Here is an 8,606-nt window from a genome sequence, read left to right on the forward strand (position 1 = left end):
AATCGAAATATAACCATTTTCTAAAGCCCATTCATCTGTATCAGTTCCTTTATCTAAATTGACAAATTTGCCAGTTAACCAATAATATTCTTTTCCTTGTGGATTCGTTCTTTTGTCAAATTCTTCTTGCCACATGGCTTTCGCTTGACGGCAAATTTTTACGCCTTTGATTTTTTCTTTACTTAATTTCGGGAAATTAACATTCAAAATTACGCCTTCAGGCAAACCGTTTTTCAAAACTTCGGAAGCAATTTGTTTTATATGACTTTTGATGGGTTCAAAATCGGCATCCCAACTGTAATCTAATAATGAAAATCCAATGGCGGGAATTCCTTCGATTCCAGCTTCAACTGCGGCACTCATCGTTCCCGAATATATCACGTTAATAGAAGAATTGGAGCCGTGATTAATCCCCGAAACACATAAATCGGGTTTTCTTTTTAGAATTTCGTTTACGGCAATTTTCACACAATCAACGGGAGTTCCGCTACAACTGTATTCTTGTTCAAGGTCTTTGTCTAAATGTACTTTTTCTAATTTTAAAGTGTTGTTTATGGTTATTGCGTGTCCCATTGCGCTTTGTGGACTATCGGGAGCAACAACAACAACTTCTCCCAATTCTTTCATCACTTCTATTAATGCGCGAATTCCAGGAGCAACAATGCTATCGTCATTAGTAACTAGTATTAGAGGTTTTGACATTTTTTGTACATTTTTTGCTAAATTAAATAATTTATGTCGAAACCTTTTTTTTGAATGCTAAATTTTGTGGCTTTAACAAAAAATTATAGTAATTTGCACGCTTGTGGCATGATTTTTTGTGTAATTTAGTTGAAAATTTTTCAATGAAACGAATAGTGGAATTTATGAAAAAAAATTATAAGGTTATATTGTTGGTAACTGCTTTATCAGCAATACTATGGAGTTTTATTCCGACTCAGAAAAAAGAAGATCCAGAAAAAGATAAGCTACTCTTGGATTTATTAACGATGGTTTTAGAACGCGGTCATTATAGTCCTGTTGCTATTGATGATGATTTTTCAAAAAAAGTTTATAAAAAATATTTGAATAATATAGATCCTACAAAACGTTTTTTTATTCAAAGTGATATTGAAGAGTTTAGTAAATATGAATCTTCAATAGACGATATGATTTTAAATAAAGATTTAACTTTTTTTAATTTAACAAATGCTCGTTTATTAAAGAGGATGAAAGAATCTAGAGCTATTTATGAGAATATTCTAGAGAATCCTTTTGATTTTACTGTTAAAGAATATATTAATGTTGATTATGATAAACTTCCATTCTGTGAAAGTAAATCAGATCTTGAAGATAGATGGAGAAAACAATTAAAATTATCAGCTTTATCTTCTATTACTGATAAACAAAAACTAGAAGAAGATAAGAAGAAAGATGATGCTAAATATGAATTAAAATCATTTGAAACTTTAGAGAAAGAAGTTCGTGAAAATTCATTAAAATCATTGAATGAGTATTTTGATTTTGTAGAGAAGGAGTTAGATAGAGATGATTGGTTTGCTATTTTTTTAAATTCAATAGTAGAGCGCTTTGACCCTCATACTTTTTATTTTTCTCCAGATGATAAAGAGAAATTTGATGTAAGTATGAGCGGGACTTTTCAAGGAATTGGCGCTCGCTTACAAAAGAAAAATGATGCAGTTGAGGTTTCAGAATTGATTTCTGGTGGTCCAGCTTGGAGAGGAAAAGAATTAGAAGCAGGAGATTTAATCTTAAAAGTTGGTCAAGGTAAAGAAGAACCATTGGATATAGCTGGGATGCGTTTAGATGATGTGGTAAAAAAAATCAAAGGTCCAAAAGGAACTGAAGTTCGTTTAACAGTCAAAAAAGTTGATGGTACCATCAAAGTTATTTCAATAATTCGAGATGAAGTTGAAACCGAAGAAACTTTTGCAAAATCTAGTATTGTTGAAAAATCAGGTAAAAAGTATGGTGTTATTTATTTGCCTAAATTTTATATTAGTTTTGAAAATAAAGAAAATCGTGATGCTTTCAAAGATGTGGCTGCTGAAATTGAAAAATTAAAAGCCCAAAATATAGAGGGACTTATCATGGATTTACGCGATAATGGAGGAGGTTCGTTGGAAACCGTAGTTAAAATGGTTGGCTTATTTATTCCAGAAGGCCCTATTGTTCAAGTAAAAGCCCCTGGAAGAAATCCAGAAGTTTTACCTGACAAAGATTCAAGAGTTCAATATGATGGTCCGTTAGTGGTTATGATTAATAATTTTTCTGCTTCAGCATCTGAAATTTTTGCTGCAGCAATTCAAGATTATAAAAGAGGTATCGTTGTGGGAAGTAAGCATTCTTACGGAAAAGGTACAGTTCAAAATGTAATTGATTTAAATCAGTTTATAAGAGGTAATTCATACGGAGATCTAGGAGCTTTGAAAACAACTATTCAGAAGTTTTACAGAATTAATGGAGGCTCCACACAACGTGAAGGAGTAAAAAGTGATATTGTCTTTCCTGATCGTTTTTCCTACTTAGATATGGGTGAACGTGATGAAGAAAGTGCTTTGCCATGGGATAAAATTGCACCTGCAAAATATCAACCATTAAGTGTTAGTTATGATAATGTAATTGCAAATAGTAAGAAGAGAATTGCATCTAATCCTACATTTAATTTAATTAATGAGAATGCAAAATGGATTTTTGAACGTAAAGATGAAAATGATTTTAGTTTAAATTTGATTGATTTTAAAAAAGAAATAGATCAAACCGATCTTAAAATTAAAAAATTTAAAGTGATTTCTGAATACAAGAATCAATACGTTTTTCATTCATTGCCAGATGAGATTGCTTTGTTTGAAAAGGATACTCTACTAAAACAAAAAAGAGAACGTTGGCATGAAGAAATGCAAAAAGATATTTATCTCGAAGAAACTTTAAATGTGATTTCTGATATGAAATCTTTAACGAAAGGAAAAGGGTTTTACCAAAAATTAAGTATGAATTAATAAAAGCCCCAATTGGGGCTTTTATTATGTATATTACTTTGGTATAATTCAATTTAAAACAAATCAAAGGTGTTTTACCATTCATTTACTTTATTTGCATCTAGCTTAATAAAGATAAATAGCAATATTGTAAACGCCCATAAACTTGAACCTCCGTACGAGAAAAAAGGAAGTGGTACACCAATTGTTGGGAACAACTTTATTAACATGGCAATATTTACAAAAAAATGCGTAAATAAATAAGTTGCAACACAATAACCATAAACTCTACTAAATTTTGTTTTCTGGTTTTCGGCTAAGAAAATGATTCGTAAAAAGAGAGTAGCAAATAGTAAAATTACGGTTATACTTCCTAAAAACCCCCATTCTTCACCAACAGTTGTAAAAATATAATCGGTATGTTGTTCGGGTACAAAACCACCTTTAGTTTGTGTTCCTTCTAAATATCCTTTTCCAAGTAAACCTCCAGATCCAATTGCAATCATCGATTGATTTAGATTGTAACCTTCTTTTTTCATGTCCACATCATCACCAATCAAAACGTTAATTCGGTCTTTTTGATGGGGCTCTAAAACACTATCGTATACATAACTTACAGAGAACGCAAATCCAGCCATTACTAAAAAAAGCAATCCATAAACAATAGGATTTCTAGAAATACTTCTATTAAATATATAATGAACTATCATTATTATAAAAATAACTGCAATTAAGTACACAGGCTGGATTACTAATGCTAAAAAGAATAATGCGATGGCAATAATGCCTGAAAAAAAATACCAACTAGGTAATCCTTCTCTGTTTAAAACAAAAATAAGTGAAATGAAAATCATTGCACTTCCTGCATCGGGTTGCATCAAAATTAATAGTACTGGAAGTCCAATGATTGCTAACCCAACTATTTGATGTTTCGTATATTTTAAGTTAATTTGAGAATAGCTTAAGTATTTTGCAAGTAATAAGGCAGTAGCGGTTTTTACAAATTCAGAAGGCTGAAACCCAAATCCGCCAAATTGATACCAATTGGTTTGTCCTTTTTTGGTTACTCCAAATGCAAATAATCCTAACAAAAGAATTATACCAATTCCATAAAACACAAATGATAGTCGTTCAAAAATTTTGGCATCAGTAAATAGAATTATAAAAATCAAAGGAATGGTAAGTCCAATGAAAAGCATTTGACGTCCATAAATTTGAGTGATATCAAATATTGATGTTTCCTCTAAAGGCAATGAAGCTGAATAAATAGTCATCCAGCCCATAATTACCAATACAATGTAAAGTAATACAGTTATATAGTCTATTCTATTTCCTACACTTTGATTTTTCATTAAGCTTGCTCTTCTTCTTTTTTGGCTTCTCCAATTTCTATATTTGTTTTTTCTATTGAATCTCGAACTTTTGTTGGTTCTGTTCTTCTTTGAAAAATGATATTTTCTATTTTTTGATATTCTGCTTCAAGACTTCCATTTAACATTCTTGTTTCTAAATCTTTTCTTGAAATCGTTCCATTAATGTATTTTTCTAACATTAATGTGGCAATTGGACCAGCCCATGTGGCACCATAACCTGAATTTTCAATAAAGACTGCTAAAGCAATTTTAGGATTATCTCTTGGTGCAAAAGCCACAAAAATTGAGTGGTCTTTTAATTGATAAGTCTTACCAGCAACTCTAATTTTGTTTTCTGCTGTTCCTGTCTTACCACAAATTTTCATTCCCTCTACTCTAAATCCTGCAGCGGTTCCATAATTATATACGTCTTCTAATCCTTGTATTACAGGTTCATAATATTGTTTGTCGATAGTGGTATAGTGTTTGGTTACAAACTTTTTGTCGAGTTTTTGGTCTTTGATATTTTTAACAATATGAGGTGTAAAATAATAACCTCTGTTAGCAACTGTAGCCATCATGTTAGCAAGTTGAATTGGAGAGGTTAAAACTTCACCTTGTCCGATTGCATTGGAAATTATATAAGAACTTCTAATTTTTGCGCCGTTATACCATTTTTTGTACATTTTAGAAGAAGGAACTAATCCTTTACTTCCGATTGGCATATCGGTTCCTAAAAATTGACCTAAACCAAAACTTTTTACATGGTTTGCCCAGTTGTCTACACTATAATACGAATCTTTATATTTTTCAATGGTTCTTTTGTATGTGTTTCCAAAATAACTATTACACGATTTGTAAATACCATTATTTAACTGTAAAGTGTGTAATCCGCAGTGGCAACCCATGAATCTTCCAAAATTTGCACCATGATTGCAGTAAAAAGTACTTTGCTCATCAATAACTTCTTCTTGTAATCCAATTAATCCCGTAATTATTTTAAACGGAGATCCTGGAGGATATGCTGCCTGAAGTCCTCTATCATAAAGAGGTTTAGCAATGGAATCATTATATAAAGCAGTATAATTTTTGGAGCGTTGTCTTCCCACAAGCAAAGCAGGGTCGTAGGTTGGAGCAGAAACTAAAGCTAAAATTTCACCTGTTTTAGGTTCAATAGCAACAATTCCACCTCTTTTATTAACCATTAACTCGGTCCCGTATTTTTGAAGCTCGTAATCAATAGTTAAGGTCAAATCTTTTCCTTGTTGTGCAATGGTGTCAAATTCTCCATTTTTATAAGGGCCAATAATTTTATTGTGTTTATCACGAAGTAAATATTTAACTCCTTTTATGCCCCTTAATGCTTCTTCGTATTGTTGTTCAACCCCTTGTTTTCCTATTAAATCGCCACTATTGTAGTATTTGTTTTTCTTTAAAATAGATTCGTCTACTTGCCTGATAAATCCAAAAATATTAGCGCCAAAATTAACTTGATAGTCGCGAAGAGAACGCTTTTGGGTGTAAAATCCTTCAAATTTTCGCTCTTTTTCTTGAAATGCAGCGTATTCTGCTTTGTTCAATTGAGACAAGAAAACCGAAGGTAACATTGGACTATAAACTCTAGCCTTTTCTATTTTTTTTATAAATTCAGCTTTTGTTATATGTAATAGTGAACAAAATTCAGTTGTATCAATATCTTTAATTTCTCTAGGTACCACCATAATATCGTATGATGGCTGATTAGCAACTAATAACTTACCATTTCTATCATAGATATAGCCTCGTTCCGGGAAATCAAATACTTTTTTTATGGCATTGTTTTCGGATTTCAGTTTTAAAGTTTCATCAATTACCTGAAGGTAAAAAATTCGAGCAATCAGAATAATTGATGTAACAATGATTACGGCAGGTAATAATGTTTTTCTCATCGCTTATTTGGCTTAATAATATAAATGATTAGTAAACAAATAGTAAACGTAAATAGTGTGCCAAAAAGTGTACGTGTCAAAATAGTGAAAATTAAATCAAATCGAAAATATTCAAAAAAGAATAAAATAAAATGATGAACAAAGATGGCCAATAAAAGTAATGTGATTCGCTCTGGAGAAATTTTATCTGCGATTTTTACAGTCTGATATTCGTAACTTAATCCAAAAGCAAATTTGAATAATGATGGTCTAATGTAAGCCAAAATTAACGAAGCCATTGTGTGAATTCCTCCTGAATTGCAAAACATATCCAAAAAAATACCCATAGCAAAACTTGTCAAAAGCAAAATGCTTTTGTTGCTATTAACTGGATATAACAAAATAAATAGAACGTAGGGATAAGGATTCAAATACCCTAACAAATTAATATTGTTGAATATTAAAATTTGTAAGAGTAAAAAAACTACAAATCGGATGGTATTTAAAACGCTATTGTTCACTTATTTTTTTGGTGCTGTTGTTATTGTTTCTAGTTGTCTTTTTTCTTTTTTTCTTTTATTTTCAATAACATAAACATAGCCCAAAGCCGTCATGTCATTAAATAATCGAATATTAATCGTATAGTAATTGGTTTTCTTGTCAATAAATATTTTATCAATTTTTCCAATTGGAATATTTTCTGGGAAGATGTCTGAATTTCCTCCTGTTACAATTGAGTCGCCATGTTTTAGAGAGGCTAATCTAGGTACATCTATTAATTGTGCAAAACCAGCATTGGTTCCGTCCCAAATTAAAGACCCGAAATGATTTGAGTTTTTAATCTTAGCATTAATTTTAGACTTTGTGTTCAATACACTTTGAATGGTAGAAAAATTTGCTGAGGTTTTTTCAATAATTCCAATAACACCTCTATCGTTCACAACTCCCATATCTACTTCAATTCCTGAATTTGTTCCCGAATTTATGGTGATGTAATTTTCTCTGGTATTAAAAGAATTTTTTACCACTTTAGAAACTACCACATTGTAATTGTTTAAGTCGTTTCTAAATAGTGTTTTAGAAGTTAAAATCGTATCTTTTTTATTAAAAAGTAATTGTTTTAATAAAGCGTTTTCGGTAGCTAAATCTTTGTTTTTTTGTTTTAAACTAAAGTATTCGTTTACTTCATTTACTTTTTCGTAGTAAGCACCAGTAACCGCATTAGCCGAATTTACGTATTCGCTACGGTGATACGAATGCGATTTTATTACCAAAGAAAATGAGATGCCCAAAAGCAGCAAAAACAGCAATCGATGGCTGTTTTTTATGATAAAATTAATTATTTGCTGCATGAACTATCTTTTATTTGATCAGAATTCCTTTGTATTTGTTTATGTTTTTAAGCGCCATTCCCGTTCCTCTAACTACGGCTCTTAATGGGTCTTCGGCAATATAAACCGGTAAATCTGTTTTTGATGATATTCGTTTGTCTAATCCTCTTAACATTGAACCTCCACCTGCTAAATAGATACCTGTGTTGTAAATATCTGCAGCTAATTCTGGTGGTGTTTGCGATAATGTTTCCATTACAGCGTCTTCAATACGTTGAATAGATTTATCTAATGCTTTTGCAATTTCACGGTACGATACATCAACTTGTTTAGGTTTTCCCGTTAATAAGTCTCTTCCTTGAACTGACATATCTTCTGGAGCACTATCTAAATCTTCTGTTGCTGCTCCAATTTGAATTTTTACTTTTTCAGCAGTAGTTTCACCAACAAATAAATTGTGTTGCGTTCTCATGTAGTACACAATATCATTCGTAAAAACGTCTCCGGCAATTTTAACCGATTTATCACAAACAATTCCGCCAAGAGCAATAACTGCAATTTCTGTTGTACCACCTCCAATATCTACAATCATATTCCCTTTTGGTTGCATAATATCTAAACCGATACCAATTGCTGCTGCCATAGGTTCATGAATCAAATATACTTCTTTACCATTTACACGCTCAGCAGATTCTTTTACCGCACGCATCTCCACTTCTGTAATTCCAGAGGGGATACAAATTACCATGCGAAGTGCTGGTGTAAATAATTTCTTTTTTAACGCAGGAATACTCTTGATAAATAATTTTATCATTTGTTCTGATGCATCAAAATCAGCAATAACCCCATCTTTCAAAGGACGAATGGTCTTAATGTTTTCATGCGTTTTACCTTGCATCATGTTGGCTTCCTTACCTACAGCAATGATTTTGCCAGTAATTCGGTCTCTAGCAACGATAGACGGACTGTCAATTACAACTTTGTCGTTGTGAATGATTAGAGTATTTGCGGTACCAAGGTCGATTGCGATATCCTCGG

General features: G+C 31.8%; 7 protein-coding genes. 1 reads left to right on the forward strand and 6 read right to left on the reverse strand.

Annotation, left to right across the window (positions count from 1 at the left end; all coding sequences use genetic code 11):
* Nucleotides 1-702, reverse strand: a 702-nt coding sequence (gene surE, locus Q0075_RS01805; RefSeq protein WP_297868033.1) for a 5'/3'-nucleotidase SurE, incomplete at its 3' end; no start/stop codon positions are given.
* 143 nt (nucleotides 703-845) lie between these two features.
* Between surE and Q0075_RS01810 the strand changes: the two genes are divergently transcribed.
* Entirely contained in the window at nucleotides 846-2,999 is a 2,154-nt protein-coding gene (locus Q0075_RS01810) for a carboxy terminal-processing peptidase (RefSeq protein WP_297868034.1), read from the forward strand.
* A 74-nt stretch (nucleotides 3,000-3,073) separates the two neighbouring features.
* Here the strand turns inward: Q0075_RS01810 and rodA are convergent, their stop codons facing one another.
* The 5 genes from rodA to Q0075_RS01835 form a co-directional block, all read right to left on the reverse strand.
* The gene (gene rodA, locus Q0075_RS01815; RefSeq protein ID WP_297868035.1) at nucleotides 3,074-4,330 is read right to left on the reverse strand and encodes a rod shape-determining protein RodA; all 1,257 of its coding nucleotides are present in this window, start codon (nucleotides 4,328-4,330) and stop codon (nucleotides 3,074-3,076) included.
* A complete protein-coding gene (gene mrdA / locus Q0075_RS01820; RefSeq protein ID WP_291106385.1) occupies nucleotides 4,330-6,258 on the reverse strand; it encodes a penicillin-binding protein 2 in 1,929 nt (642 codons plus the stop codon). The genes rodA and mrdA overlap by 1 nt, the downstream gene beginning before the upstream one ends.
* Nucleotides 6,255-6,584 carry a rod shape-determining protein MreD gene (locus Q0075_RS01825; protein WP_366798031.1) on the reverse strand — a complete coding sequence of 110 codons (330 nt, stop codon included), beginning with the start codon at nucleotides 6,582-6,584 and terminating at the stop codon, nucleotides 6,255-6,257. Before Q0075_RS01825 ends, mrdA begins: the two co-directional genes overlap by 4 nt.
* A 174-nt stretch (nucleotides 6,585-6,758) precedes the next feature.
* On the reverse strand, nucleotides 6,759-7,589 hold the full coding sequence (gene mreC, locus Q0075_RS01830; RefSeq protein ID WP_291106389.1) for a rod shape-determining protein MreC: 831 nt from the start codon (nucleotides 7,587-7,589) through the stop codon (nucleotides 6,759-6,761).
* Nucleotides 7,590-7,599: 10 nt separating this feature from the next.
* On the reverse strand, nucleotides 7,600-8,606 hold a 1,007-nt coding region (locus Q0075_RS01835; protein ID WP_297868036.1), incomplete at its 5' end, for a rod shape-determining protein.

This window comes from uncultured Flavobacterium sp. (assembly GCF_937967675.1).
GTDB lineage: Bacteria > Bacteroidota > Bacteroidia > Flavobacteriales > Flavobacteriaceae > Flavobacterium.

What these genes read in the sequence shown, in the direction of transcription:
- mrdA (WP_291106385.1), bottom strand. Translation starts at nt 6,258, where the DNA reads ATGAGAAAAACATTATTACCTGCCGTAATCATTGTTACATCAATTATT.
- rodA (WP_297868035.1), bottom strand. Translation starts at nt 4,330, where the DNA reads ATGAAAAATCAAAGTGTAGGAAATAGAATAGACTATATAACTGTATTA.
- mreC (WP_291106389.1), bottom strand. Translation starts at nt 7,589, where the DNA reads ATGCAGCAAATAATTAATTTTATCATAAAAAACAGCCATCGATTGCTG.
- Q0075_RS01810 (WP_297868034.1), top strand. Translation starts at nt 846, where the DNA reads ATGAAACGAATAGTGGAATTTATGAAAAAAAATTATAAGGTTATATTG.
- Q0075_RS01825 (WP_366798031.1), bottom strand. Translation starts at nt 6,584, where the DNA reads ATGGGTATTTTTTTGGATATGTTTTGCAATTCAGGAGGAATTCACACA.